At 68.9% G+C, this 25,821-nt stretch carries 21 protein-coding genes and 3 pseudogenes; 12 read left to right on the top strand and 12 right to left on the bottom strand.

Going from position 1 to position 25,821, the window contains the following annotated elements; all coding sequences use genetic code 11:
- Window positions 1-20: 20 nt before the first annotated feature.
- The 3 genes from U4Y91_RS32620 to U4Y91_RS32630 all read right to left on the bottom strand — a co-directional run bounded on the left by U4Y91_RS32620 (window position 21) and on the right by U4Y91_RS32630 (window position 2,763).
- The gene (locus U4Y91_RS32620; RefSeq protein WP_321808565.1) at window positions 21-1,448 is read right to left on the bottom strand and encodes an efflux transporter outer membrane subunit; all 1,428 of its coding nucleotides are present in this window, start codon (window positions 1,446-1,448) and stop codon (window positions 21-23) included.
- A gap of 418 nt (window positions 1,449-1,866) precedes the next feature.
- Complete coding sequence (locus tag U4Y91_RS32625; protein ID WP_044846575.1) at window positions 1,867-2,292, bottom strand: DUF4399 domain-containing protein; 426 nt, start codon at window positions 2,290-2,292, stop codon at window positions 1,867-1,869.
- Between the two features lie 42 nt (window positions 2,293-2,334).
- A complete protein-coding gene (locus U4Y91_RS32630) occupies window positions 2,335-2,763 on the bottom strand; it encodes a DUF4399 domain-containing protein (RefSeq protein ID WP_321808520.1) in 429 nt (142 codons plus the stop codon).
- A 400-nt stretch (window positions 2,764-3,163) separates the two neighbouring features.
- Here U4Y91_RS32630 and U4Y91_RS36835 point away from each other — a divergent pair.
- Both U4Y91_RS36835 and U4Y91_RS36840 read left to right on the top strand, forming a co-directional pair.
- A pseudogene (locus U4Y91_RS36835) lies at window positions 3,164-3,787 on the top strand (caspase family protein); the annotation flags it as partial.
- Window positions 3,788-3,790: 3 nt separating this feature from the next.
- On the top strand, window positions 3,791-5,050 hold the full coding sequence (locus tag U4Y91_RS36840) for a formylglycine-generating enzyme family protein (RefSeq protein ID WP_415750524.1): 1,260 nt from the start codon (window positions 3,791-3,793) through the stop codon (window positions 5,048-5,050).
- A gap of 86 nt (window positions 5,051-5,136) precedes the next feature.
- Here U4Y91_RS36840 and U4Y91_RS32640 read toward each other — a convergent pair whose 3' ends face one another.
- From U4Y91_RS32640 to U4Y91_RS32660, 5 genes are all read right to left on the bottom strand, one after another.
- Window positions 5,137-5,667: a GNAT family N-acetyltransferase gene (locus U4Y91_RS32640; RefSeq protein WP_321808522.1), complete on the bottom strand. Its 531-nt coding sequence runs from the start codon at window positions 5,665-5,667 to the stop codon at window positions 5,137-5,139.
- A 99-nt stretch (window positions 5,668-5,766) separates the two neighbouring features.
- A complete protein-coding gene (locus U4Y91_RS32645; RefSeq protein WP_044846549.1) occupies window positions 5,767-6,516 on the bottom strand; it encodes an amino acid ABC transporter ATP-binding protein in 750 nt (249 codons plus the stop codon).
- The gene (locus U4Y91_RS32650; RefSeq protein ID WP_321808523.1) at window positions 6,503-7,153 is read right to left on the bottom strand and encodes an amino acid ABC transporter permease; all 651 of its coding nucleotides are present in this window, start codon (window positions 7,151-7,153) and stop codon (window positions 6,503-6,505) included. The genes U4Y91_RS32645 and U4Y91_RS32650 overlap by 14 nt, the downstream gene beginning before the upstream one ends.
- Window positions 7,150-7,836: an amino acid ABC transporter permease gene (locus U4Y91_RS32655; RefSeq protein WP_321808524.1), complete on the bottom strand. Its 687-nt coding sequence runs from the start codon at window positions 7,834-7,836 to the stop codon at window positions 7,150-7,152. The genes U4Y91_RS32650 and U4Y91_RS32655 overlap by 4 nt, the downstream gene beginning before the upstream one ends.
- 89 nt (window positions 7,837-7,925) lie before the next feature.
- Window positions 7,926-8,732 (bottom strand): transporter substrate-binding domain-containing protein, encoded by an 807-nt coding sequence (locus U4Y91_RS32660; RefSeq protein ID WP_321808525.1) that lies wholly within the window; start codon window positions 8,730-8,732, stop codon window positions 7,926-7,928.
- Window positions 8,733-9,175: 443 nt separating this feature from the next.
- On the opposite strand from U4Y91_RS32660, the gene U4Y91_RS32665 reads away from it, so the two are divergent.
- The 5 genes from U4Y91_RS32665 to U4Y91_RS32685 all read left to right on the top strand — a co-directional run bounded on the left by U4Y91_RS32665 (window position 9,176) and on the right by U4Y91_RS32685 (window position 17,272).
- Complete coding sequence (locus U4Y91_RS32665; RefSeq protein WP_321808526.1) at window positions 9,176-10,669, top strand: efflux transporter outer membrane subunit; 1,494 nt, start codon at window positions 9,176-9,178, stop codon at window positions 10,667-10,669.
- On the top strand, window positions 10,666-11,739 hold the full coding sequence (locus U4Y91_RS32670; RefSeq protein WP_321808527.1) for an HlyD family secretion protein: 1,074 nt from the start codon (window positions 10,666-10,668) through the stop codon (window positions 11,737-11,739). Before U4Y91_RS32665 ends, U4Y91_RS32670 begins: the two co-directional genes overlap by 4 nt.
- On the top strand, window positions 11,736-14,546 hold the full coding sequence (rbbA, locus tag U4Y91_RS32675) for a ribosome-associated ATPase/putative transporter RbbA (RefSeq protein WP_321808528.1): 2,811 nt from the start codon (window positions 11,736-11,738) through the stop codon (window positions 14,544-14,546). The genes U4Y91_RS32670 and rbbA overlap by 4 nt, the downstream gene beginning before the upstream one ends.
- A 2-nt stretch (window positions 14,547-14,548) precedes the next feature.
- Window positions 14,549-15,673: an ABC transporter permease gene (locus U4Y91_RS32680; RefSeq protein ID WP_321808529.1), complete on the top strand. Its 1,125-nt coding sequence runs from the start codon at window positions 14,549-14,551 to the stop codon at window positions 15,671-15,673.
- Window positions 15,674-15,868: 195 nt separating this feature from the next.
- Window positions 15,869-17,272, top strand: a complete 1,404-nt coding sequence (locus U4Y91_RS32685) for an MBL fold metallo-hydrolase (RefSeq protein ID WP_321808530.1) — start codon at window positions 15,869-15,871, stop codon at window positions 17,270-17,272.
- A 93-nt stretch (window positions 17,273-17,365) separates the two neighbouring features.
- On the opposite strand, the gene U4Y91_RS32690 is transcribed toward U4Y91_RS32685, so the two are convergent.
- The 3 genes and pseudogenes from U4Y91_RS32690 to U4Y91_RS32700 form a co-directional block, all read right to left on the bottom strand.
- Window positions 17,366-18,406: a zinc-dependent alcohol dehydrogenase family protein gene (locus tag U4Y91_RS32690; RefSeq protein ID WP_321808531.1), complete on the bottom strand. Its 1,041-nt coding sequence runs from the start codon at window positions 18,404-18,406 to the stop codon at window positions 17,366-17,368.
- Window positions 18,403-19,434, bottom strand: coding sequence for a bifunctional enoyl-CoA hydratase/phosphate acetyltransferase (locus tag U4Y91_RS32695; protein ID WP_321808532.1), 1,032 nt, complete (start codon window positions 19,432-19,434; stop codon window positions 18,403-18,405). Before U4Y91_RS32695 ends, U4Y91_RS32690 begins: the two co-directional genes overlap by 4 nt.
- A 95-nt stretch (window positions 19,435-19,529) precedes the next feature.
- Window positions 19,530-19,778 (bottom strand): annotated as a pseudogene (locus U4Y91_RS32700) (hypothetical protein); the annotation flags it as partial.
- A gap of 190 nt (window positions 19,779-19,968) precedes the next feature.
- Between U4Y91_RS32700 and U4Y91_RS32705 the strand changes: the two are divergent.
- The 4 genes from U4Y91_RS32705 to U4Y91_RS32720 all read left to right on the top strand — a co-directional run bounded on the left by U4Y91_RS32705 (window position 19,969) and on the right by U4Y91_RS32720 (window position 23,425).
- On the top strand, window positions 19,969-20,808 hold the full coding sequence (locus U4Y91_RS32705) for a universal stress protein (protein WP_321808533.1): 840 nt from the start codon (window positions 19,969-19,971) through the stop codon (window positions 20,806-20,808).
- Between the two features lie 8 nt (window positions 20,809-20,816).
- Window positions 20,817-22,019, top strand: coding sequence for an acetate/propionate family kinase (locus U4Y91_RS32710; RefSeq protein ID WP_321808534.1), 1,203 nt, complete (start codon window positions 20,817-20,819; stop codon window positions 22,017-22,019).
- 69 nt (window positions 22,020-22,088) lie between these two features.
- Window positions 22,089-22,592 carry a universal stress protein gene (locus U4Y91_RS32715; protein WP_321808535.1) on the top strand — a complete coding sequence of 168 codons (504 nt, stop codon included), beginning with the start codon at window positions 22,089-22,091 and terminating at the stop codon, window positions 22,590-22,592.
- Window positions 22,589-23,425, top strand: coding sequence for a universal stress protein (locus U4Y91_RS32720; protein ID WP_321808536.1), 837 nt, complete (start codon window positions 22,589-22,591; stop codon window positions 23,423-23,425). The genes U4Y91_RS32715 and U4Y91_RS32720 overlap by 4 nt, the downstream gene beginning before the upstream one ends.
- A 35-nt stretch (window positions 23,426-23,460) precedes the next feature.
- Here U4Y91_RS32720 and U4Y91_RS32725 read toward each other — a convergent pair.
- Window positions 23,461-23,556: pseudogene (locus U4Y91_RS32725) on the bottom strand (universal stress protein); the annotation flags it as partial.
- 249 nt (window positions 23,557-23,805) lie between these two features.
- Between U4Y91_RS32725 and U4Y91_RS32730 the strand changes: the two are divergent.
- Complete coding sequence (locus tag U4Y91_RS32730) at window positions 23,806-25,806, top strand: PAS domain S-box protein (RefSeq protein ID WP_321808537.1); 2,001 nt, start codon at window positions 23,806-23,808, stop codon at window positions 25,804-25,806.
- The last annotated feature ends 15 nt before the right edge of the window (window positions 25,807-25,821 follow it).

Genomic DNA, 25,821 nt, shown 5'->3' on the forward strand with positions numbered 1-25,821 from the left:
GCTGCGCAGGGCTGGCGTGTTCATTGCAGCGCGTGGCCGGCCGGCTCGCTGCCTGCATTCGAGATTTCGACCGCGCGCCAGCCGCCGCCGATCGCCTTGTAGAGCGTGACCGTGTCGCTCAGAATCTGCTGATGATTGGCGAGCAGCGCGAGTTCCGCGGATGCCACCGAGCGCTCCGATTCGAGCACCTCGAGTTGCGAGACGAGCCCTTCCTTGAGCTGCGCCTCGACCTGCGCTGCGACGGTGCGCAGACGCGCGCTCTGCTGCTGAAGCTGTATGCGCTGCTGCTTGTGCGCGTCGAGATCGACGAGTGCATTTTCCACCTCCTTGAACGCGGTGAACACGGTCTGCCGGTACTGCTGCACGGCGACCTGGGTCTGTGCCTCGGTCGTCTTGATGTGCGCGCGCACGCCCGGGTCGAACATCGGCAGGTTGATGCTCGGCAGGAAGCTGAACGTGAAGGCCTTGAAGAGATCCGACAGCGCAAACGCCGCGGTGCCGCCACGCCCCGTCAGGCTGATCGACGGCAGCTGCGCCAGCTTCGCCGCGCCCACTTCGTCATACGATTCGAGCACGCGATACTGCGCGGCGACGACATCCGGCCGGCGCGCCAGCAGTTGCGCGGGCAGCCCCATCGGCACGTCCGGCAGCTTGACGCGCTGGCGGAGATGGCCGGCAGGCATCCTGAATTCGCCGGCCGGCACGCCCAGCAGCGTCGCGAGCGCGTTCTCGGCCGTGTCGCGCGAGCGGTGCAGTTCGATCAGTTCGTTCGCCAGCCCGTTGATCTCCGCGCTCTGCCGCAGCACTTCGGTCTGCGGCGCGATGCCGTTCGCCAGCATCGACTGGTAGATCGCGAGGATCTTCCGGTTCTTGTCGAGCGTGCGCTGTTCCTGCTCGATCTGGTCGTCGAACTGGAGGATCCGGAAATACGTGCTCGACACGTCGGCGACGAGCGTCAGGTAGCCGGCGCGCCAGTCGGCCTCGGTCGCGCGGTATTCGGCCTTCTGCGCCTGCACGCCTTTCTCGACCTTGCCCCAGATGTCGATCTCCCAGTTCACCTGGCTGCCGAGGTTGTAGGACTTCGACAGCGTCTGATGCGTGTTCTTCTCGAAGTCCACGCCCGCGCCGAGGTCGGCGCTCGGCAGCGCGCCCGCCCGGACTTCGCCGACCTGCGCGCCGGCTACCCCGATGCGCGCCGCCAGCACCTTGATATCGACGTTGCCGGCGATGGCCTTGTCGATGAGCGCATCGAGCGTCGGATCGTCGAAGCTCTTCCACCATTCGGCGTTGACCGCGTCCGACGCGGATACCGGCCCGTGCGCATGCGCCCAGGTGGTCTTTGCCGGCATCTCGGGGCGCTGGTAGACGGGCATGTTCAGGTCCATGCAGCCGGACAGCAACGCCGCGCATGCGCCGGCGGAACCGGCGATGCGGGCCAGCGAACGCATGAGGCCGCGGCAGTTGCGCGTGGCAGTCGGCGACAGGCAGGTGTTCACGATCGACTCCTTGGGCGGAACGCGGCGACGATGCGGGATCGGGGAATGTGTTGGTGTCGATGCTGCAGCGTGGCACGCTCGCGTCTCATCTCGCATGGGGCGTGCCAGCCGCTCGCGGGATCGGCCGGAATCGTGCCGGCAGGCTTGCCGGCGCGGGTCCGGGCCACGAAGACGGGAGTGGGGGCGACGTGTGCGCGGCACCCGGATCAAAGGTGCGTGATGGGGCGTCGCAGACAGTTAAGGCTCGGGATGTCGGGTATGCGCCGACACTTGGCGCATCGGGCGGCCGCGTCGCCGTCCGGCGCTCGCGTGCTCGCCTACTCGCGCGAGCAAGCGTACGTCACGCGATCGCCGATCGGCGTGCGCGACGTCACTTCACGTAGATCGTGATTTTCTTCGAGTAGACGGGGGGATTGTGCGGCACGTGGTTGGCGTCGCCCATCAAGAGCTGCAGCGTGTGCTTGCCCGGCGGAAGCTCCAGCGTGGTCTCGGTCTCGCCCGCGCCGAAATGCAGGTGATTGCGGTCGGACGGAATCGGCTGGTCCATCGGCGGCAGGTCCGTATCGACCAGCAGGTGATGGTGGCCCGTGTTCGGAAACTGCACATGCGACGGCGCGACACCCATGTCGCGCAAGCCGAACCACACCCGGAACGGACGTCCGGCCGGCATCACCTGGCCATCGTTGGGCCAGCCGATGTAGACGACGGCCTTCGGGGGATGCGTGCTGGTCTCTGCGGTCGCCGCCCCCGTCCATAGCAACGTCACGGCAACGGCGAAGAGGATGAGCTTGTTCATGGCGGCAATTCCCGGTTCGGGCGGCAGGCGCTGCATGGCGCGCTACTTGACCGTGATCGTGATCTTCTTCGAGTACACCGGCGGATCGTGCGGCACGTGGTCGTGGTCGCCCATCAGCATCTGCAGCGTGTGCTTGCCGGGTGGCAGCTCGATGCGCGCCTCGGTTTGACCGGCACCGTAATGGAGGTGATTCCGGTCCGACGGTATCGGCTGGTCCAGCGGCGGCAGATCGGTATCGATGAGCAGATGGTGGTGGCCCACGTTGGGCCGCTCGATGCCTTTCGGGCAGATGCCCATGTTGCGCAGGCCCATGCGCACCCAGAACTTGCCGCCCGCGATCGTTGCGCCGTCGGACGGCCAGATGATGTAGGCCTCGGCGCCGGGCGGCGAAGGCGTACGCCCGGCGGCGAACGCGATCCTCGGCGCCAGGACGGTGGCGGCCAAAGCCAACAAGGTAGCCCTTCTTCGCATCGTGTTGCTCCTCGCGTGGATGGCGGCGCGCGGCGTCGGACAGTGGAGCGTGTCTAACAGCTTAGGACGTAATCGACAGGAAGGCACATAACGATGTTCCAGGGTAACGGGCCGGCCGCGATGCGCGGATGCGTATGTCTGTTTTTTGCAAGACCCGCGGGTGGATCCGGTGATCGCCACCAGGCGCACGTGCTATCTTGAATGTGTCCCGGCCGCGCCCGTGCCTGCCGCAAGCCGGCATTGCGCTCGCCGCGACCGAACACCCGGCAATGGCTGCGCTCCGCCTTCGGCATCGGGTCCGACGGCGCACCCTGGGGGGCTCAACATGTGGCGAATACTCCTGCCCGCATGCCTGTTTGCGTCGATCTCGGTGGCATCGAGCACGTGCTCCGGCGAGGACATGCATGCTTTTCCCGCACCGCCGTCTGCGTCCGCGCGCGCCCCGTCAGTCGAACCGCAGCGCGTCGCGCTCGTGATCGGCAACGGCGCCTATCGCGATCATCCGCTCGCCAATCCCGTCCATGACGCCGATGCAATGAGCGACGCGCTGCGCGCGCTCGGCTTCGACGTCATCACGTTGCGCAACGCGACCCGGCAGCAAATGCTCGACGGGCTTGCCGCGTTCGAACGCCACGGCGCGGCCGGCGGCACCGGGCTGGTCTATTTTGCGGGCCACGGCGCCAGCTTCGGCGGAACGACATGGCTTGCGCCGGTCGATGCCGACGTCGGCGCGCCGGCCAGCCTGTCGCGAACGGGTGTCGACCTGCAAACCGTGTTCGATGCGACGTCGCGGCCTCGCGGCGACGGGATTGATCTGATCATTCTGGATTCCTGCCTGATCGCGCCTCCCGGTGCCGGCCGCGTGGCGGCCCGCAAGCCGCCGCCGCATACGCTCGTCGCATACGCGGCAGCGCCCGGCGCAGGAGCCGCCGACGGTACGGCGCATGGTGTCTACACGGCAGCGCTGCTGCAGTCGCTCGCGGTGCCGGGGCTCGGTATCGCACAGGTCTTCGACCGTGCCGGCGCGATGGTCGAACGCGCGACCGGGTATCGGCAGACGCCGTGGATCGCGTCTTCCCTGTCCGGTGCGGCCGCGACGTTGGCGTTCACCGGGGCGCGTCGCGCAGGAACCGCCGGGGCGCATGCCGGCGGCGGCACGGCGCAACGATCCGACGTGCTGGCCGACGTCGGCGTCGTGGCACTCGATAGCCGCGGCGTGATGCCGAAAGACAGCGCCGAACAGTACGAAATCACGTTCTGGGAGTCGATCAAGGACAGCAAGGAGGCGGGCGACTACGAAGCCTATCTGAAGACCTACCCGAACGGCCGCTTCGCGCAGTTGGCGCAGGCTCGTCTCGCACGACTGCGCGCGGCCGCGCCCAAGACGCCAGCGGCGCCCGCGCCCGCGCAAACGGCGAGCGCCGCGCCGGCCCCCGCCGCCGTTTCGGCTCCGGCTCCGGCACCTGCGGCGGCGCAGCCCGCGCACACGTCTGGCTCAACGCCGAAAGCACCGCCGCCCGCTGCCGCGGCGGCCCCGTCGGCACCGCCGCAGAAAGGCGGCGCGACGGCCGCCAATGAAATCCACGATTGCCCTGCCTGCCCCGCCATGCTGGCGGTCAGTCCGGGGGCTTTCACGATGGGCAGCAATTCGGGCGATCCGTCGGAAAAGCCTTCGCATCGCGTGACGCTCGATCATTCTTTTGCGCTGGCGAAGTATGGCGTGACCGTTGCGCAGTGGAACGCGTGCCGCGATGCGGGCGCCTGCCCGCGCCTGCCCAACGACAGCAACACGGCGGCGAACGCGCCGGTGCGCGACCTGAGTTGGGACGACGCGCAACTGTACGTCAAGTGGCTGTCGAAAATGAGCGGCAAGTCTTACCGGCTGCCGACCGAGGCCGAATGGGAATTCGCGGCCCGTGGCGGCACTGCGACGCGCTACTGGTGGGGCAACGAGATGCGCCCGGGCAACGCCAACTGCAAGGACTGCGGTCAACCGTGGCATGCCGACGCACCGGACAACGTCGGCTCGTTCGCGGCCAATCCGCTCGGCTTCTACGACATGGGTGGCGGCGTATGGGAATGGGTCAGCGATTGCTGGCACAACTCGTACAGGAATGCGCCTGCCGACGGCCGCTCATGGGACGAGCCGAATTGCCAGGTCCGCGTCATCCGCGGCGGCTCGTGGCGGGATGGTGCAGGCTACATGCCCGTCTCGACACGCTTCAAGTACGACAGCAGCGTACGTTATTCGGCAAACGGGTTTCGCGTGGCGCGGGACGTGAAGTAGAACACGCGGGCTGCCGGGCATCCGCATTCTGGAACCCGGCACCGCGCACATCGGTGTGACGCGCGTGCGCGTGGCAGCAGGCGCACTCAGGCAACGAGACTCGTCAGGTCGTCCCACACCATCACGATGTTCCGCGATCGCCAGATCGGCCCCGCATCGACGTACTCGCCGGCCAGCCGGCCGTTCAACGACGCGTAAAAGGCGATCGCGGCATCGTTTCCCTTGACGACGCTCAATGCCGCGCCCCGGTACCGCATCGTTTGCAGATGCGTTGCGAGCCGGGCGAGCAGCGTGCGGCCAATGCCGCGACGCTTGAACCCGGGATCGACATACAGGAACTTGATCTCGCCGCGGCCGCCGAAGATCGGCTCCGACGGCGCGCCGGCCGCGCCGATGCCGACGATCCTGCCGTCGGTTTCCGCCACGAGCACCAGTTGGTCGCGCTCGTTCGACGCCAGCTTTTCCCGCCACGTCCTGCCGCGATGGCGCTCGTCGAGGACGGCGTGCGCCTGCGCCGGCGCGAGATCGCGATAGGTATGCCGCCAGACCTTGACGTGAAAACGGGCGATCGCCTGCGCATCGTCGAGGTGGGCGGACCTGACGGATATTCCGGACATGGAAGACGCTCTCGGGTGGCTTGGCGCGCGCGGGCGCGGCGCACAAGCCGGATTGTCGACGATCGGTGCGACCCTGTCAGCACCCCGGGGCATCGCGAATCAGCGTGCAACCGCTTCCGTGTTCCGGACGCTGCCCAGAAACCGCGTCAGCTCCACCGTCTGCGGCCGCTCGAAAATCTCTTCGGCCGTCCCGCTCTCCCACACCCTGCCCTGGTGCATGAACACGATCCGGTCGCTCACCGCCCGCGCGAAGTTCATCTCGTGCGTGACCATGATCAACGTCATGTCCTCGCGCGCAAGCTGCGCGACGACGCCCAGCACCTCGCCGACGAGCTCGGGATCGAGCGCGGACGTGATTTCGTCGCACAGCAGCACGCTCGGCTTCATCGCGAGCGCACGCGCGATCGCGACGCGCTGCTGCTGGCCGCCCGACAGTTGTTCCGGAAACGCGTCGAACTTGTCGCCGAGGCCGACGCGCTCGAGCATCAGTTCCGCGATCGCGCGCGCCTGCTGGCGATGCGACTTTTTCACGACCGACTGCGCGAGCATCACGTTCTGCCCGGCGCTCAGGTGCGGAAACAGGTTGTATTGCTGGAACACCATGCCGACCTTCAGCCGCAGCGCACGCAGGTCCGCGTGCCGCGCATCGACACGTTCGCCGTCGATCGAGATCGTGCCCGCGTCGATGCTCTCGAGTCCGTTGAGCGTGCGCAGCAGCGTGCTCTTGCCCGAGCCGCTGCGGCCGATGATCGAGACGACCTGCCCGCGCTCGACGGAGAAATCGATGCCCTTGAGCACATGATGGGTGCCGAAGTTCTTTTCGAGACCACGGGTTTCAACGAGCGGCATGCCAGCTCCTTTGCAACGTGCGCGCATAACGGGTAAGCGGATAACAGAGCGCGAAATAGATCAGCGCGACGAGGCCGTACACGACGAACGGCCGGAACGTCGCGTTCGAGATCGCGATGCCGACCTTCGTCAGCTCGGTGAAGCCGATGATCGACACCAGCGCCGTATCCTTCACGGCCTGCACGCCGAAGCCGACCGTCGGCGCGATCGCGATGCGCGCGGCCTGCGGCAGGATCACGTGGCGCAACTGCTCGACGTAGCTCATGGCCAGGCTCGCCGACGCCTCCCACTGCCCTTTCGGCACCGCCTCGACGCAGCCGCGCCAGATCTCCGCGAGATACGCACTGGTGAAGAACGTGAGCCCTGCAGTGGCCGCGAGCCACGGCGGAACGTCGAGCCCGACGAGCGGCAGGCCGAAGAACACGATGAACAGTTGCATCAGCAACGGGGTGCCCTGGAATATCTCGATGTACAGCTTCGCAATGCCGCGCAGCAGCGTCGAGCTCGACACGCGCATCACGAGCAGCCCGAGGCCGACGAGGCCGCCGGACAGGAACGACACGATCGACAGCACGATCGTCCAGCGCGCGGCCAGCAGCAGGTTCGCGAGAATCTGCCCGAACGTGAAGTCGATCATCGCGCACCTCGCACGCGACGGGAGAACAGGCGGCGCCCCATCGAGCCGAGCGTGGCACGCAGCAGCAGCGCCATCGCCAGATACGCGAGCGCGATGACGAAGTACGTCTCGAACGAGCGGAAGTTGCGCGACTGAATGTAGCCGGCCGCATAGGTCAGGTCGGCCACCGAGATCTGCGACACGACCGCCGAGCCGAGCATCGTGATCACGATCTGGCTGGAGAGCGCCGGAAACACCTTGGCGAGCGCCTGCGGCAGCACGACGTGGCGCAGCATCTGCGCGCGCGACATCGCAAGCGCGGACGCCGCCTCCAGATGCCCTTTCGGAACGGCGGCGACGCCCGCGCGCACGATCTCGACCGAGTACGCGCCGAGATTGAGCGTCATCGCGAGGACTGCGGCCGTGTATTCGTCGATGTGCACGCCGAGCGCGGGCAAGCCGAAGAAGATGAAGAACAGCTGGACGACGAACGGCGTGTTGCGGATCGCCTCGACGTACGCGCCGATCAGCGGGCGCAGCCGCACGGCCGCACGCGCGTCGGCACTGTACGCGGCCGCGCCGAGCACGCCGAGCGCGACGCCGAGCACGGTCGCGACCGCGGTGAGCGCGAGCGTGATCGCCGCGCCGCTCGCGAACACGCCGGCGTATTCGGCGAGCTCGCCGAATTGAAGCTGGTAGCTCATGACGATTGAGTAAATTCGGGTTCGGACAACGACACCCGCCGCGCCGGCGGTGCCGGCCGCGGCGATATATCAGGCGACACTGCGATTCGTCACAGTCCGGCCGGCAACGGCTGGCCGAGCCACTTCTTCGACATCGCGCCCAGCGTGCCGTCCTGCTTCGCATGGGCGATCGTGTCGTCGATCTTCGCGAGCAGGCGCGGTTCGTTCTTGTTGACGCCGACGAAGCACGGCGAATTCTTGATCACGAACTTGACCTCGGGCCGGCGCGGCGGATTCTTCGCGAGAATCGCCGCCGCGACGATGTTGCCGGCCGCGATCAGTTGTACTTGCCCCGACAGGAACGCCTGGATCGTCGCGTTGTTGTCCTCGAAGCGCTTGATCGTCGCGTTCGGTGCGAGCTGCGACAGCGCGATCTCCTCGAGCGCGCCGCGGGTGGCGCCGACCGTCTTGCCGGACAGGTCGGCGGGCGCGCTCACCTTCACGTCGGCCGGCCCGAACACGCCCTGGAAATACGGTGCGTACGCGCTCGAGAAGTCGATGACCTTCTCGCGCTCCGGCGTCCTGCCGAGCGACGAGATCACCATGTCGACCTTGTTGGTCGTCAGGTACGGAATCCGGTTCGCACTGTTCACGGGCACCAGCTTCAGCTTCACGCCGAGCGATTTGGCGAGCAGTTCGGCCATGTCGATGTCGTAGCCCTGCGGCTGCATATCCGTGCCGACCGAGCCGAACGGCGGATAGTCTTCGGGCACCGCGACGCGCAGCGCGCCGTTTTTCGCGATGGTGTCGAGCGCGTCGGCATGCGCCGGCGCAGCGGCGAACAGCGCCATCACGGGGGCTGCGATCAGCGCAGCCAGCCAGGTGCGTCGGGGGAACGGTCGAGTCGTCGGGCTCACGGTGAATCTTCCTTGTCTGGTATGTCGTCGGGCAGCGCGCAACCGTTGCGCGGCCGCGGGTACTCCAGCAAAAACCGGGCCACCGCCGTGAAACGCCTGCCGTACCGGCACCCGACGGGAATCCCGGCGCATCGCATTCCCCACTTCGGTGCATGAGCCGGCACCGGCGTCAGAGGCTGCCCTCGCAGCGCGCGCCGGCGCACCAAATTACCTAACCGGTTCATTCCGCGAAGCGGGGCCGGTGCATGGGGCGCATGCCGGTTCCTGGGCATTGATCGGGCACGCGCGTCAAGCGAGCAGCCCCTCGAAACGCATCCCCGCCCGAGTGACACAGATCAAGGGGAAACCCGGTAATCGTCGGATATAAGTGAATCCGAAGCGGCGACGCCCCGCGGGCGGCGCCATCCCGAATTCCCGCATTTCCGTATTCGACGAGGCATCCCATGCGCGCTGCCGCGCCTGCCGTTCGCTGTCATCCTGCCGTCGTGCGGCGCATGCGTGCCATTGCGCTGGCGGCGGGCATGGGGCTGTTGTCGGGCTGCCTGTCGCTTGCGCCACCGGACGAGCGTCCCGCCGCACCGATTCCCGCGTCCTTTCCGGATCCGTCCACCGACGCGACACCCGCGGCGCCCGTGCCCGACTGGCAGGCTTACTTCGTCGACCCGCGCCTGCGTGCGCTGATCGGCCAGGCGCTCGCCGACAACCGGGATCTGCGCGCGGCGGTCGCCCGCGTCGAGCAGGCTCGCGCGCTGTACGGCATCCGCGGCGCGGATCAATGGCCGACGATCGGTGCGGGCGCGGCCTACGCGCGGTTTCGCACGCCGGGCGGTTTCCTTTCTCCGGCGCCCGTCATCGGCCAGGTCTACCAGGTTCAGTTGGCCGAGACGCAATGGGAGATCGATTTCTGGGGCCGCGTGCGCAACCTGAAGGAAGCGGCGCTTCAGCGCTACCTCGCGAGCGACGCAGCCAGGCAGGCGGTAACGCTGAGCGTCGTCACCGGTGTCGCGGACGCGTATCTGACCCTGTGCGAGATCGACGAACGCATCGCGCTGACCCGCGCGACGATCGACACCCGCCGCGAATCGCTGCGGATTTTCCGGCTTCGTCACGCGGCCGGCGCGATCTCGCGCCTCGATCTCACGCAATCGGAGATCCTGCTGCAGCAGGCGGAATCGCTCGGCGTGCAGTTGCAGCAAGCCCGCGCGACGGCGGCCGATGCGCTGGCGTTGCTCGTCGGTGCGCCGCCGGCGCTGGCCGCCACCCCGCTCGCGCTCGACGACGGTGCGGTGCTGCCGTCGCTCGCGCCCGGCCTGCCCTCGTCGCTGCTGACCCGGCGCCCGGACGTGATTGCAGCGGAGCGTGAACTGCAGGCGACCCGCGCGAACATCGGCGCGGCGCGCGCTGCATTCTTTCCGCGCATCGCATTGACGAGTGCGATCGGTTCGGGAAGCAGCGCGCTGCACCAGCTGCTGTCGTCCGGTTCCGGCGTGTGGTCGGTGATTCCCAACGTCACGCTGCCGCTCGTCGACGGCGGTCGCAACCGGTCGAATCTCGCACTCGCGCGCGCGCAACGCGAAGAAGCGCTCGCCCGCTACGAGCAGACGCTGCAGCGTGCGTTCCGCGACGTGTCCGATGCGCTCGCCGCGCGCCATTGGCTCGCCGACCAGGTCGCCATCGAGCGCGCCACGCTGGCGTCGCAGGCCGAGCGGGCGCGCCTCGCGAAGCTGCGCTACGACAGCGGGGCAACCCGCTTCCTCGAAGTGCTCGATGCGCAACGGGACCTGATGAACGCCGAGCAGCAGCTGGTCACGACCCGTCGTGCGCTGCTGTCGAGCCGCGTCGCCCTGTACGGCGCGCTCGGCGGCGGCGTGATCGACACCGGCAAGACTGCCGCGGCAACGGCTCCCCTTTCGACTGATTCGGACAACACACCATGAAAACCATCCCGCGCCCTCTTCTGATCGGTATCGGTGCGGCCGCGCTTGCGATCGGCCTCGCGTACTACGGGTGGACGCGCTGGCACGACGGCCAGGCGGACGCGGGGCTCGTCAGCGGCAACGGCCGCATCGAGGCGACCGAAATCGACGTCGCGACCAAGCTGCCGGGGCGCGTTACCGCCATGCTCGTCGACGAAGGCGACTTCGTGACCGCCGGCCAGCCGCTCGCACGCATGGACGTCGTCGTCCTGCAGGCGCAGCTCGACGAGGCACGGGCGCGCGAGCAACAGGCGGTGAACACCGCGGCGAGCATCGACGCGCAGGTCGCGCAGCGCCGCAGCGACAAGGCCGCGGCCGCGGCCGTCGTCGTGCAGCGGGGAAGCGAGCTGGACGCGGCCACGCGGCGGCTCGCACGGTCCGAAACGCTGTCGCGCGACGGCGCGTCGTCGATGCAGGAACTGGACGACGATCGCGCGCGCGCCGGCAGCCTGCGCGCGACCGTGAACGCCGCGCGGGCCCAGGTGGAAGCCGCTCAGGCCGCGATCGACGCCACGCGGGCCCAGCTCGTCGCGGCGCGCTCGGCCGTGACGGCCGCGCAGGCGACCGTGGCGCGCGTGCGGGCCGACCTCTCGGACAGCGAACTGACCTCGCCGCGCGACGGGCGCGTCCAGTACCGGATTGCCGAGTCGGGCGAAGTCCTGCCGGCAGGCGGCAAGGTGCTCAACGTCGTCGACCTGTCCGACGTGTACATGACGTTCTTCCTGCCCGAAGCGGTCGCCGGCCGGGTCCCGCTCGGCGCCGACGTGCGGATCGTGCTCGATGCGGCACCGGAATACGTGATTCCGGCACGCGTGTCCTATGTGTCGAGCACCGCGCAGTTCACGCCAAAGACGGTCGAAACGGCCACCGAGCGGCAGAAGCTGATGTTCCGGGTGAAGGCACGCATCGATCGCGATCTGTTGCAGCGCCACCTGAAGCTCGTCAAGACCGGATTGCCGGGCGTGGCGTGGCTGAAGACCGACCCGCACGCGGGCTGGCCGGATCGCCTCGCGATCAGGGTGCCGCAATGAAAGCGGCGCCGCCCGTCGAGACGGATGCCGGCGCGATCGGCGCTCCGCCGGTGCCGGCCGATCCGGGCTGGGTCGCACGGCTGTCCGGCGTCTCGCTGCGCTACGGCGACAAGGCTGCGCTCGACGACGTGACGCTCGATATCCCGGCCGGCCGCATGATCGGGCTGATCGGGCCGGACGGCGTCGGCAAGTCGAGCCTGCTTGCGCTCGTTTCCGGCGCGCGCGCGATCCAGCAGGGCCGCGTGTGGACGCTCGACGGCGACCTGTCGTCGCGCCGCCATCGCGCGCGTGTGTGCCGGCGCATCGCCTACATGCCGCAAGGCCTCGGCCGGAACCTGTACGCGACGCTGTCGGTCGAGGAAAACCTGCAGTTCTTCGCGCGACTGTTCGGCCACGATGCGGCGGAGCGGCGCCGAAGGATCGACGCGCTGACGCGCAGCACCGGCCTGCAGCCGTTCCTGGACCGCCCGGCCGGCAAGCTGTCCGGCGGCATGAAGCAGAAGCTCGGTCTGTGCTGCGCGTTGATCCACGATCCCGACCTGCTGATCCTGGACGAGCCGACGACCGGCGTCGACCCGCTGTCGCGCGCGCAGTTCTGGGAGCTGATCGGCCGCATTCGCGCCGCCCGCCCGGCGATGAGCGTGCTGGTCGCCACCGCGTACATGGACGAGGCCCGGCGTTTCGACCGGCTGATCGCGATGGACGCCGGCCGCGTGCTGGCAACCGGCAGCCCCGGCGAGCTGCTCGAGCGCACCGGTTGCGACACGCTGGAAGCCGCGTTCATCGCGCTGCTCCCGGAGGCGCGCCGGCACGGACACCAGCCGGTCGTGATCGCGCCGTTCCAGGCCGATCAGGCGACCGGCTACGCGATCGAGGCGGACGGGCTGACGATGCGGTTCGGCGATTTCGTCGCGGTCGACCACGTGAGCCTGCAGATCCGCCGCGGCGAAATCTTCGGCTTTCTCGGCTCCAACGGCTGCGGCAAGTCGACGACCATGAAGATGCTCACCGGCCTGCTGCCCGCGTCGGACGGCACGGCGACGCTGTTCGGCCGGCCGGTCGCCGCGAACGACATCGACACGCGCCGGCGCGTCGGCTACATGTCGCAAGGGTTTTCGCTCTACGGCGAACTGACCGTCCGGCAGAACCTCGTGCTGCACGCGCGCCTGTTCGGCGTGCCGGAGGCGGACGTGCCCGCGCGCGTGACCGAAATGGTCGCGCGCTTCGGGCTGGCCGACGCCCTCGACGCGCTGCCCGAGCGCCTGCCGCTCGGCATGCGGCAGCGGCTCTCGCTCGCGGTGGCGATGGTGCACAAGCCCGAGCTGCTGATCCTGGACGAACCGACGTCGGGCGTGGATCCGGTCGCGCGGGACGACTTCTGGCGGCTGATGATCGAACTCGCGCGCAACGATCGCGTCACCATCTTCATTTCGACGCACTTCATGAACGAGGCCGCGCGCTGCGACCGCATCTCGCTGATGCATGCGGGCCGCGTGCTCGCGAGCGCCGCGCCCGACGAACTGGTGCGCCTGCGCGGCGCCGCCACGCTCGAGGACGCGTTCATCGGCTACCTGAGCGACGCCCAGCGCGCAGACGGTGCGGACGGCGTGAACAATGCGCCGGCCGACGCCGGCTGGCTCGCCGCGCCGCCCGCGGCGGCCGGCGCCGGTCGTGCGGCGGCATGGTTCAGCCCGGCGCGCGCCGGCAGCTATCTGTGGCGCGAAGTGCTGGAGCTGCGACGCGACCCGTTGCGCGCGACGCTGGCGCTGTTCGGCTCGCTCGTGCTGATGTGCGTGATCAGCATCGGCATCAGTCTCGACGTCGACAACCTGACGTTCTCAGTGCTCGACCGCGATCAGTCGATCCTGAGCCAGGACTATGCGCAGAACCTCGCCGGTTCCCGCTACTTCGTGCCGCGCGCGCCGCTCGCGGACGACCGCGACATCGAGCGCCGCATGCGCAACGGCCGGCTGTCGCTCGCGATCGAGATCCCGCCCGGTTTCGCGCGCGACGTCGCGCGCGGCCGCCGCGTGGAGATCGGCGCATGGGTCGACGGCGCGATGCCGATGCGCGCGGAGACGATCCGCGGCTACGTGGCCGGCATGCACGAAAACTGGCTGCGCGACCAGGCGAAGCGCCGGCTCGGCGTGTCGCTCGCGCCGGCCGTCGACATCGCGATCCGCTATCGCTACAACCCGGACGTCAAGAGCCTGCCGGCCATGATTCCCGCGATCATGCCGATGCTGCTGCTGATGCTGCCCGCGATGCTGACGGCGCTCGCCGTCGTGCGGGAACGGGAGCTCGGGTCGATCGTCAACCTGTACGTGACGCCCGTCACGCGGGCCGAATTCCTGCTCGGCAAGCAGGCGCCGTACGTCATGCTGGCCATGCTGAACTTCCTGCTGATGGTCGTGCTGGCCGACCTCGTGTTCGGCGTGCGGATCAAGGGCAGTTTCGCGACGCTGGCGGCCGCCGTGCTGATCTTCAACGTCGTGGCCACCGGCATCGGGCTGTTCGCGTCGACGTTTACCCGCAGCCAGATCGCCGCGATCTTCATGACGATCGTCGGTACGCTGATTCCCGTCGTGCAGTTCTCGGGCCTGCTCACGCCGCTGTCGTCGCTCGAGGGCAGCGGCAAGTGGGTCGGCACCGTCTATCCGGCCACCTACATGCTCGCGATCAGCCGCGGCGTCTACAACAAGGCGCTCGGGCTGGCCGACCTGTCGTCCCAGTTCTGGCCGATGCTCGCGGCCGCGCCGGTCATCCTGGTCATGACCGGCGTGCTGCTGCGCAAGCAGGAGCGCTGACCATGTCGCGCCTGCTCGTCATTTTCCGGCTCGGGGTCAAAGAACTGTGGAGCCTCGCCCGCGACCCGATCCTGCTCGCGCTGATCGTCTATACGTTCAGCGCGTCGATCTACGTCGCGGCCACCGCGCGCCCGGAAACGCTGCACAAGGTGCCGATCGCGATCGTCGACGAGGATGCGTCGCCGCTGTCGGCGCGCATCGCGGCGGCGTTCTTCCCGCCGCAGTTCGCGCCGCCCCCGATCGTCGACGCCGGCGCGGCCGATCGCGGGCTGGACAACGGCGACTACACGTTCTCGCTCGACATTCCGCCGGACTTCCAGCGCGACGTGCTCGCCGGCCGTCACGCGACGGTCCAGCTCAACGTCGATGCGACCCGCATGACGCAGGCGTTCACCGGCGGCAGTTACGTCCAGCAGATCGTGTCGGGCGAGATCGATGCGTTCGTGCGGCGCCATCGCGGCACGTCCTTGCCGCCCGTCGATCTCGCGATGCGGATGCGCTTCAACCCGAATCTCGACGAAGTCTGGTTCGGCGCGCTGATGGAACTGATCAACAACGTGACGATGCTGTCGATGATCCTCACCGGGGCCGCGCTGATTCGCGAGCGCGAGCACGGCACGATCGAGCATCTGCTCGTCATGCCGGTGACCGCGGCGGAAATCATGCTCGCGAAGGTCTGGTCGATGGGGCTCGTCGTCGCGGCGGCGGCCGTCGCATCGCTGACGTTCGTCGTGGGCGGCGCGCTGCACGTGCCGATTCCGGGATCCGTGCCGCTGTTCGTGGCCGGCATGGCGTTGCACCTGTTCGCGACGACGTCGATGGGGATCTTTCTCGCGACGCTCGTGCGCAGCATGCCGCAGTTCGGCATGCTGCTCGTCCTCGTGCTGCTGCCGCTGCAATTGCTGTCGGGCGGCCTGACGCCGCGCGAAAGCATGCCGCCCGTCGTGCAGGACATCATGCTGGCCGCGCCGACCACGCATTTCGTCGAACTCGCGCAGCGGATCCTGTATCGCGGTGCCGGGTTCGATGCGGTGTGGGCCCAGTTCGCAGCGCTGTTCGCGATCGGTTGCGTGCTGTTCCTGCTGTCGTTGACGCGGTTCCGCAAGACGATTGGTCAGATGACTTGAGCGGGATCCGGCGCCGTCCGGGCGCTAGCGGCGCGGCCCGGACGCATCGCATTCGGCATCGTGAGCGGCATCTTACGCCTCGCGTTCAAGCCGTTCGTCGTCGGAATCCCGCCATTCGTGATTTCGATCAACCGCCGCGCGCGCGTTCGGGATGTAATCGACTTACTGTTCCGTCGACTCCCGGGGAGGCAACCCATGAAACTGACTTTTCTCGGTGCGACCGAAACCGTGACCGGCTCGAAATATCTGCTCGAGCACGGCGGCCGGCGCGTCCTGGTCGATTGCGGCCTGTTCCAGGGGACCAAGAACCTCCGGCTGCGCAACTGGCGTGCGCTGCCGTTCGCGCCCGACACGCTGGACGCGGTCGTGCTCACGCACGCGCATCTCGATCACACCGGCTATCTCCCGGTGCTGGCCCGCGACGGCTATCGCGGGCCGGTGTACTGCACGGCCGCCACGGCCGAACTCTGCGACATCATGCTGCGCGACAGCGCGCGGCTGCAGGAGGAGGAAGCCGACTTCGCGAACCGGCACGGTTACTCGAAGCATCATCCCGCGCAACCGCTCTACACGCTGGACGACGCGCAGCGCGCGCTGCGCCTGCTGCAACCCGTCGCCTTCGACGAATGCACCGCGCTGGGCGGCAGCCTGTCGTTCCGCCTGCTGCCGGCCGGGCACATCCTCGGCGCGGCGAGCGTCGTGATGCACTGGGATCACAAGGTGCTCGCGTTCTCCGGCGACCTTGGCCGGTATCACGACCCGATCATGCAACCGCCGCGCCCGCCCGCGCATGCGGACTACCTGGTGGTCGAGTCGACGTACGGCGACCGGCTGCATCCGGCGTCGGATCCCGAAAACGAGCTGGCCGAGATGTTCGACAAGACCTTCGCGCGCGGCGGGGTCGTCGTGATGCCCTGCTTCACCGTCGGCCGCGCGCAGGAAATCCTGCACTACATCGCGCGGCTGAAGGCGTCCAGCCGCATGGCGCGCGTCCCGGTGTTCGTCGACAGCCCGATGGCGACGGACGTGACCGAAATCTATCGCCACCATATCCTCGAACACCGGCTGACGGCTTCCGAAGCGAATGCGCTCGGCCACGCGGCCACGATGATCCGCTCGGTCGAGCAGTCGAAGGCGATTGCCGAACACCATGGCCCGATGGTCATCATCGCCGGCAGCGGGATGGCGACGGGCGGGCGCGTGCTGCATCACCTGAGCCGCTATGCGCCCGATGCGCGCAACACGATCGCGCTGGTCGGCTACCAGGCCGCCGGCACGCGCGGCGCGGCGCTCGCCGCGCACGAGCCGACGCTGAAGATTCACGGCGAGTACGTGCGCGTGCGCGCGCAGGTCGAGTCGATCACGACGCTGTCGGCCCATGCCGACTACGAAGAGATCCTGAAGTGGCTCGGCACGATGCAGGGCGCACCCGTGCGGACGTTCGTCACGCATGGCGAACCCGCTGCCGCGGATGCAATGCGCCGGCGCATCTCGGAGCGCCTGCATTGGCCGTGCGAGGTGCCGACTTACGAGCAGTGCGTCGATCTGGACGCGGTTGAATCAAACAACACGCACGAACCTGCCGCGCTGTCGTCCTGACCGGTCCTGACTGCCGGCGCGTCGCCGGCGCAACGTCGGCCGCGCGTGACGGGCAGCGGAAGCACCCGTTTTCCGCCACGCGCGGCCCGGCACTCAGCCGATTTCGATGATGACCTTCAGCGCGTGGGTCTGCGCGGCGCGCCCGAACGTGTCGTACGCGCTTTCCACGTCGTCGAGCGAGAACCGGTGCGTGATCAGGCGCGCCGGATCGAGGCGCCCGGCGCCCACCGTCTTCAGCAGCATCGGCGTGCTGACCGTGTCGACGAGCCGCGTCGTGATCGAGATGTTGCGATCCCACAGCTTCTCGAGGTGCAGGTCGGCCTTGACGCCATGGACGCCGACGTTCGCGACGACCCCGCCAGGCGCCACGAGCGACGTGCACATCTCGAACGTCGCCGGAATGCCGACCGCTTCGATCGCGCAATCCACGCCGACGCCGTCAGTCAGCTTCATCACTTCCGCGACCGGGTCGCCGCCGTGGCCGTCGATGCAGTCGGTCGCGCCGAAGCGCCGCGCGACGTCGAGCCGGTTGCCGTCCGGGTCGATCATGATGATCCGCGCCGGCGAATAGAACTGCGCGGTCAGCAACGCCGCCAGCCCGATCGGCCCCGCGCCGACGATCGCGACCGAGCAGCCCGGCTGCACCTTGCCGTTCAGCACGCCGCATTCGAATCCGGTCGGCAGGATGTCGGACAGCATCACGAGCGCGTCCTCGTCCGCGCCGGCCGGAATCCGGTACAGGCTGGTCGGCGCATGCGGGATGCGCACGAACTCGGCCTGCGTGCCGTCGATCCGGTTGCCGAGGATCCAGCCGCCGGTCGTGCAATGCGAATACAGTCCGCGGCGGCAGTACTCGCAGCGGCCGCACGACGAGATGCACGAAATCAGCACGTGGTCGCCCGGCTTCAGCGAATCGACCGCCGCGCCGACCTGCTCGACGATGCCCACGCCCTCATGGCCGAGAATGCGGCCCGGTTCGCACGTCGGCACGTCGCCCTTGAGGATGTGCAGATCGGTGCCGCAGATGGTCGTGCGCGTCACGCGGACGATCGCGTCGGTGGGCGACTGCAGTTCCGATTTGGGCCGCCGTTCGAGCGCCTTGCGCCCGGGTCCGTGATAAACGAGTGCTTTCACTGCGATTCCTCCATCGAAAGGGGGGCCTGTTCAGGCATCGGGGCGGCGTCATGCCGGACTTGTGCCAGCAACACCGCGAGCGCACAGGACGCGAGCCGGACGGCGACGCCGTCGGCGCGGCTCGTCAGCACGATCGGCACGCGCGCGCCCACGACGACGCCCGCGTTCGCGGCGCCGCCCAGGTATTCGAGCTGTTTCGCGAGCATGTTGCCCGCTTCGATATCGGGCACGACGAGGATGTCGGCACGGCCGGCAACCGGCGAGTCGATCCCCTTCTCGCGCGCGGCCCGCTGCGATATCGCGTTGTCGAACGCGAGCGGGCCGTCGACGACCGCCCCCGTGATCTGCCCGCGTTCGGCCATCTTCGCGAGGGCCGCCGCGTCGAGCGTCGAACGCATCGCGGGATTGACGGTCTCGACCGCGCACAGCACCGCGACGCGCGGGCGCGCAACGCCCAGCGCATGCGCGACGTCGATCGCGTTCTGCGTGATGGCCGCCTTCTGCGCGAGATCCGGTGCGATGTTCACCGCGGCGTCGGTCAGGATGAACGGCCGCGGATACGCCGGCACCTCGATCAGGAAACAGTGAGACATGCGCTTGTCCGTGCGCAGGCCCGATTCCGCGGCGACGACGGCCCCCATCAGTTCGTCCGTATGCAGGCTGCCCTTCATCAGCGCGCCGGCGCGGCCCGACGCCGCGAGTGCCACCGCGCGGGCCGCCGCGGCGTGGCTGTGGGGAACGTCCTCGATCGTCCATTTCGCGAGATCGACGCCCGCTTCGCTCGCCACGCGCAACACCTTCGCGCGCGGCGCGACGATCAGCGGTTCGATCGATGCGCCCAGCGGCGACGCGTCGAGCGCGGCAAGCGCGACGAGGCTGGCCGTGTCGCACGGATGCACGACGGCCATCGTCAGCGGCGGCGCATGGCGCGCACGCGCGATCAGGGCGGGCAGTTCGCCGTCCGCGCGCGGCAACAGGCCGGGCAGGCACGCGCCGGCGGACGGATCCGGAGGCAGGTTCAGGTTCATGTTCAGGTCTCCAGCACGTAGCTGCCGGGCGCCGCGCCGAAGCCGGCGGCCGGCACGCGCGCCGGCACGTCGCCCGACGAATGCGCGTGCAGCCCGATCGCGACGCTCGCGATCGCGTAGTCGCGCATCGCCTGCCGGGTCGCCTCGCCGAGGGCCGTCCACTCGTTCGTGTCCGCCAGCGCCTGCTGCAGGTGGCGAACCGCTGCGCGGTCCCGCTCGATGCGCCGCCCTGCCAGCGCATGCCATTCGTGCTGCCAGTCGCTAGTCAGCGCGACCATGCGCAGCGCGAGATCGCAGCCCGCGCGGCAAGCGTCATTCGGTGTCGTCAAAGCGTACGTACTCATCGGCCTCCCTCGTTCGATCCGGTCGATCGGTTGGCATCCCGCCTCATGCCGCCTGCCCGGGATCGGCATCGCGACCGCTTCACTGTGCGGGCATCGCGCAAGGGAGCCGTTGATCTGAGTCAAGTACGCGGAAACCCTGCTCCGTAGACTGGTTTGCACTGGCGGTTCCCCCGTCGATGGAGCGATTCCGATGAGCTACAAGAGCATGGTCGTGCACCTCGATACGAGCGCCCGCGCGCATTCGCGCCTCGAGTTCGCGCTGCGTCTGGCCCGGCGCTTCGGTGCGCATCTGACCGGCCTGTTCGCGGTCTACACGCCGGAACCGCATTCGTTCTACGTGATGGCCGGGTCCGCCGATTACTTCCGCGAGCAACGCGCACAGCGCGACGAACGGCTCGCCGCGCTGGAACGCCTGTTCCATGCCGAGACGGCCCGCGCGAAAGTGCCGGCCGCGTGGGTGCGTGCCGACGAGCGCGCGAACCTGGCCGTGCCGCGCGCCGCGCGCCTGGCCGACCTCGTAATCGCCGGCCAGAGCGACCCGAACGATCCCGAGACCTACATCGACGACCAGTTTCCGGAGAACCTCGTGTTGTCCGCCGGCCGCCCGGTGCTGTTCGTGCCGTACGCGGGCGAATTCCCGTCGGTCGGCGAGCGGGTGTTCGTCGCGTGGGACGGCAGCCGGGAGGCGGCCCGCGCCGCGCACGACGCGCTGCCCTTTCTCGAACACGCGAAGCGCACGACGGTCGCCGCCGTGGTCGACGGCGCTTCGGAAGCGGCGGCCACACGCATTCCGGCCGCCGATGCCGCGCTGATGCTGGCGCGCCACGCACGCGACGTGAACGTGCTCGACATCGATGCCGGCGCCGGCCCGGCGATCGGCGACACGTTGCTGTCGCGCGCTTATGAAACGGGTTCCGACCTGCTCGTGATGGGCGCCTACGGCCATCCGCGCTGGCGCGAGCTGGTGATGGGCGGCGCCACCCGCACGGTGCTGGCGTCGATGACGCTGCCGGTGCTGATGTCGCACTGAGCCGGCCGATGCGTACGCTCGCCCTGCTCGTCGTCAATGCCGGTTCGTCGAGCGTGAAGTTCGCGCTCTTTGCCCACCCGCCGCACGGCGACCCCGCGCGGCGGCCGCTGCACGAAGGCGAAGCGGTCGCCGCCGGCAACAGCGTGTCGATCCGCTTCGACGCCGAGCCCAACAGCTCGCTGCCGCTCGGCACGGCGGACGATCCCTACCGCGCCGTGCTCGCGCAGATCGCGACGTGGATCCGCGTGAAGTTGCCGCATGTCGCGCTGGGCGCGATCGCGCATCGCGTCGTGCACGGCGGCCCACGATACGTGGAGCCGGCGGTCGTCGACGACGACGTGCTGGACGCGCTGCGCACGCTGACGCCGCTCGCGCCGCTGCATCAGCCGCACAGCCTCGACGCGATCGACGTGCTGCGCGACGCGTTTCCGGACGTCCCGCAGATCGCCGTGTTCGACACGGCGTTTCATCGCACACTGCCGCGCGTCGAGCAGCTGCTGCCGCTGCCGCATGCGTGGTTCGACCAGGGCGTGCGCCGCTACGGATTCCATGGGCTGTCGTACGAATACCTGTCCGTCGCGCTCGACGAGTCGTTCGGCGCGCGTGCGCACGGCCGCGTGATCGCCGCCCATCTCGGCAGCGGCGCGAGCCTGTGCGCGCTGCGCGACTGCCGCAGCGTCGCGACGACCATGGGCTTCTCGGCGCTCGACGGATTGATGATGAGCACCCGCAGCGGAACGCTCGATCCCGGTGTCGTCCTGCACCTGCTCGAGGCCGGCAAGCTGTCCGGCGACGCACTGGGACACATGCTGTATCACGAATCGGGGCTCAAGGGCGTGTCGGGCGCGTCGGGCGACCCGCGCGTGCTGCTCGCGCGCGAGGCGGCCGGGGACGAAGCTGCCCGCGATGCGCTGGCGCTGTACGTCCATCGCATCGTGCGCGAGACCGGCGCGCTGACCGCGCTGCTCGGCGGCCTCGACATGCTGGTCTTCACGGCCGGCATCGGCGAACACTCGGCGGTGTTGCGCGAGCGGATCTGCGCGTCGCTCGGCTGGCTCGGCATCGCGCTCGACGCGCGCGCGAATGCCGATCATGCGCATGTCGTGTCGTGCGCGTCGAGTGCGGTCGCGGTGGTCGTCGAGCCGACCAACGAGGCGTGGGTCGCGGCGCGCGCCGCGGTGCGCGTGCTGCGCGCCAATCGCGACGCTTGATCCAGATCAGCGCGAGCGGCGCATACGCGCCGATGATGGTTCCATCGGCATCCGTTGAAGGGAAACGTCATGTACTCGAACATTCTGGTCGCGCTCGACGGCAGCGATACGTCGTCCCGCGCACTCGACGCCGCGCTGAACCTCGCGGCGGAGACGGGTGCGCGGCTGACCCCGGTCTACGTCGTCGACTTCCTGGTGCCGGCCTACGACGCATACGGATACGATCCGTCGATCCTGGTCGATGCATTCCGCGAGGAAGGACTGCGCGTCACGGATGACGCGGCACGCCGCATGAAAGCGCGCGACGTGGCCGGCACGCCGCAGATCTCCAACGTCGCGCCGGCCGGCGAAGACGTTGCGCACCGGATCGTCGGTCTCGCCGGCGAGATCGGCGCCGACCTAGTCGTGATCGGCACGCATGGCCGGCGCGGTTTCCGGCGCATGTTCCTCGGCAGCGTGGCCGAGCGCGTGCTGCGTCAGGCCACGTGCCCGGTCCTGATGATACCGGCGAGCTGCGCCGTGCAGGCGCCCGCCGAAACCGCCGCGGCATCAACCGAAAAGGAGCCGTCATGAGCTACAAGACCCTGCTCGTCCATCTCGACGACAGCGAGCGCTGTGCGACGCGCGTCGACCTCGCGCTCCAGCTCGCGCGACGCTGGAACGCCCATCTGATCGGTCTCTACGTGGTTTGCCAGGACCTTCTCGAGCCGCTGCGGCGGCCGGACGAACCGCTGAAGCTGGCCGTCTACGAACGCCTGTGCGAACAGCGGCGCAAGGAGGCCGAGGAGCGATTCCTCGCCGCCGCCGAGCGCGCGGGGCACAACCATGTCGAATGGCAGGCGCCGGCCGGCGAAGCGACCGCCGCCGCGGTCCTGCACGCGCGCCATGCCGATCTGCTGGTGCTCGGCCAGGAAGACCCCGACGATCGGCTGACCTACGTCGCACGTCATTTCGTCGAGGACGTCGTGATGGGCAGCGGACGGCCGGCGCTCGTCGTGCCCTACGCGGGCGAAGTGCGCACGCTCGGCGAGAACGTGCTGATCGGCTGGGACGGCGGGCGCGAAGCCGCCCGCGCGATGGCCGACGCATTGCCGCTGCTCGCCCGCGCGCGCTTCGTCAACGTCGAGACGGTCACCCGCGGGCAACCCGATCCGGACCAGACGCCGGCGGGCGTCGACGTCGCCGCGTATCTCGAACGGCACGGCATTCGCGCGTCGTTCTCGACCACGCCGCGCGAACGGCCGGTGAGCGTGGGCGCGACGCTGCTGAACCGGGTGACCGACCTGCATGCGGATCTGCTGGTGATGGGCCTGTACAGCCATGCGCGCATGCACGAACGCGTGCTGGGCGGCGCGACGCGCACGATCCTCGAAACGATGACGGTGCCGGTCCTGCTGTCTCACTGAGCGAGCGAAAACGGGGCAGCCGCTCGCGGCTGCCCGCAGACTGCCCGCAGCGCGGCGAGCGAGATCGCCTCGTCGAGCGCGAGGCGCGCGCCACGGCTGCCGTCGAGTGCCGCAAAGATCCTTGGGTACATGACGCCTCCCCGCTGTCGTCCCGGTTCGACCGGTTCGTGAAGCCAGTCTGATCGCGGCGGACGCTGGTCCGTTGACACGGGTCAAACACGCGCGGCGGCGCCTCTTGCGCATCGGTCCCGATTGGCGAACGCGAGCAAAACGCGCACAATTCCGTGCGATATCGCAGTTGCGGCCCGCCCAGCCGTTCGTGCCCCGCGTCCCGCTCGCCGCCAGCCAGCCGTCGACGAAATCCGTCAGGATGAACGGCAATGACAGTGAATGCGCCCCCCTTGAAGGCCGGGCCGGGTCCGCACCGGATCCGGCCCGGGCGATATGCCGCCTTGGCCGCGGTGCTGACGCTGGCGCTCGGCCTGACTGCGACATTTGCGGCATTCCGGGTACTGCAGAACGACGCACAACACGCCGCCCACGCAAGGTTCGAGCAATCCGCGACGCGCGCGACGGCCGCGCTGCGCCGCAGTCTACTCGGCGCCGCTGCCGTATTGCACGGCGCCCGCGGGTTCGCATCGGCACTGCCTGCGCCGCCATCCGGCGCGGCATGGCGCCGCTATCTCACCGGTCTCGATCTGGACGGATTGCAGTCGCCGGTCCACAGCATCGGGAGAATCGAGCCGAGCGCCGCGGAGGACGATCAGGCGACCCGGCAGGCGCTGCAGCGCGCGGCGGAAACCGGCGAGGTCGCGCTTGCCGCGAGCGCGATTAAGGACGGCACCGCTGCGACGCTTGCCCGGATGGAGCTGACGCTTTACCTGCCGATTTACGCCAACGCCAATGCCAACGCCGGGGACGGCACGGCGTCCGGGCCGCGGCACGCAACGGCGACCGGGTACGTTTATGCCGCGCTGAATCCGGATCGTCTCGTCGATCCCTCCCTGCTCGATCCGCTGCGCCTGGAAATCGTGGCCGACAATCCCGCGGCGCCCGCGTATTTCGGCGGTTCCGGCTTCGTCGTCGGCGCCGGCGCCCGCGACGCGTTCACGCGAACCGATACGCTGACGTTCGGCGGCACGCCGCTCGCGCTGCACTACAGCGCGCCACGCGCCGCCACGGCGGGCGCCGCGACGGCCGTGCTGCTGGCAGGCATCGCGCTCTCGCTGACGCTGGCCGCGCTCGTGCGGCAGGTCGTCGCGAAACGAACGCTTGCCCCCGCCGGCGACAGCCAACCCACCGAGGCCCGGATGATGGGCATCATCCGGTCGTCGATGGAGGCCGTCATCACCGTCGACGAAAGCCAGACGATCGTGATCTTCAACCCGGCCGCCGAACACGTGTTCGGCGTCTGCGCGATGGAGGCGATCGGCGCGCCGCTGTCCCGCTTCATCCCCGAGCGCTTTCGCGCCGCGCATGCGCGACACATCGAACAGTTCGGCGTGACGGGCGTGTCGGAGCGCCAGATGGGGCGGCAACGCGTGCTGTTCGGCTTGCGCGGCGACGGCACCGAGTTTCCGATCGAGGCGTCGATCTCGCAGATTCGCGACGGCACCGGCAAGCTATACACGGTCATGCTGCGCGACGTGACCGAGCGGGTGTGCGCAGAAAATGCGCTCAAGCAGTCGCGCGAGGAACTGCGCGAGCTGTCCGCCAACCTGCAGAACGTGCGGGAGGAAGAGAAAACGCGGATCGCGCGCGAATTGCACGATGACCTCGGCCAGCAACTCACTGCGCTCAAGATGGATCTTTCGGCCGTCGAGCGGGGGCTCGCGGGCGGTGCCACCCCCGGCACCGCCGTGCGCGAGCAGCTGGGCGGCATGCATCGGCTGATCGATTCAACCGTTGCGTCGGTCCGGCGCATCGCGGCCGACCTGCGGCCGGTGATGCTCGACGACCTGGGTCTCGTCCCGGCGATCGAATGGCTTGCAAACGATTTCACGCGCCGTTACAGGATCACGGTCGACCGTGATCTCCCGCCCGTCGATACCGCATTCACCGGCGCTGGCGCAACCGCGCTGTTCCGCATCGTTCAGGAGGCGCTGACCAACGTCGCGCGACACTCGGACGCGACGAACGTGAAGCTGGCATTGAAAGTGGAAGACGGTTATTACATGCTGCGCATCGCGGACAACGGTCACGGCGCGCCCGGCAACGGCCACGATGCGCAGGACCGTCCGTCGTTCGGCCTGATCGGCATCCGCGAGCGCGCGCACGTGCTCGACGGCACGGTGACGATCGACAACCGGCCGGGCGCGGGATTCACGATCACCGTGGCGCTGCCGCTTCACGCCATCCAGCAACGAGACGGGCCGTCATGATCCGGGTACTCGTCG

The sequence above is a fragment of the Burkholderia sp. BCC1993 genome (genome assembly GCF_905339865.1).
Classification (GTDB): domain Bacteria; phylum Pseudomonadota; class Gammaproteobacteria; order Burkholderiales; family Burkholderiaceae; genus Burkholderia.

Coding starts and splice junctions, on each gene's coding strand:
- U4Y91_RS32620 (WP_321808565.1), bottom strand. CDS start 1,448: ATGCGTTCGCTGGCCCGCATCGCCGGTTCCGCCGGCGCATGCGCGGCG.
- U4Y91_RS32625 (WP_044846575.1), bottom strand. CDS start 2,292: ATGAACAAGCTCATCCTCTTCGCCGTTGCCGTGACGTTGCTATGGACG.
- U4Y91_RS32630 (WP_321808520.1), bottom strand. CDS start 2,763: ATGCGAAGAAGGGCTACCTTGTTGGCTTTGGCCGCCACCGTCCTGGCG.
- U4Y91_RS36840 (WP_415750524.1), top strand. CDS start 3,791: ATGGTCGAACGCGCGACCGGGTATCGGCAGACGCCGTGGATCGCGTCT.
- U4Y91_RS32640 (WP_321808522.1), bottom strand. CDS start 5,667: ATGTCCGGAATATCCGTCAGGTCCGCCCACCTCGACGATGCGCAGGCG.
- U4Y91_RS32645 (WP_044846549.1), bottom strand. CDS start 6,516: ATGCCGCTCGTTGAAACCCGTGGTCTCGAAAAGAACTTCGGCACCCAT.
- U4Y91_RS32650 (WP_321808523.1), bottom strand. CDS start 7,153: ATGATCGACTTCACGTTCGGGCAGATTCTCGCGAACCTGCTGCTGGCC.
- U4Y91_RS32655 (WP_321808524.1), bottom strand. CDS start 7,836: ATGAGCTACCAGCTTCAATTCGGCGAGCTCGCCGAATACGCCGGCGTG.
- U4Y91_RS32665 (WP_321808526.1), top strand. CDS start 9,176: ATGCGCGCTGCCGCGCCTGCCGTTCGCTGTCATCCTGCCGTCGTGCGG.
- U4Y91_RS32670 (WP_321808527.1), top strand. CDS start 10,666: ATGAAAACCATCCCGCGCCCTCTTCTGATCGGTATCGGTGCGGCCGCG.
- rbbA (WP_321808528.1), top strand. CDS start 11,736: ATGAAAGCGGCGCCGCCCGTCGAGACGGATGCCGGCGCGATCGGCGCT.
- U4Y91_RS32680 (WP_321808529.1), top strand. CDS start 14,549: ATGTCGCGCCTGCTCGTCATTTTCCGGCTCGGGGTCAAAGAACTGTGG.
- U4Y91_RS32685 (WP_321808530.1), top strand. CDS start 15,869: ATGAAACTGACTTTTCTCGGTGCGACCGAAACCGTGACCGGCTCGAAA.
- U4Y91_RS32695 (WP_321808532.1), bottom strand. CDS start 19,434: ATGAACCTGAACCTGCCTCCGGATCCGTCCGCCGGCGCGTGCCTGCCC.
- U4Y91_RS32705 (WP_321808533.1), top strand. CDS start 19,969: ATGAGCTACAAGAGCATGGTCGTGCACCTCGATACGAGCGCCCGCGCG.
- U4Y91_RS32710 (WP_321808534.1), top strand. CDS start 20,817: ATGCGTACGCTCGCCCTGCTCGTCGTCAATGCCGGTTCGTCGAGCGTG.
- U4Y91_RS32715 (WP_321808535.1), top strand. CDS start 22,089: ATGTACTCGAACATTCTGGTCGCGCTCGACGGCAGCGATACGTCGTCC.
- U4Y91_RS32720 (WP_321808536.1), top strand. CDS start 22,589: ATGAGCTACAAGACCCTGCTCGTCCATCTCGACGACAGCGAGCGCTGT.
- U4Y91_RS32730 (WP_321808537.1), top strand. CDS start 23,806: ATGACAGTGAATGCGCCCCCCTTGAAGGCCGGGCCGGGTCCGCACCGG.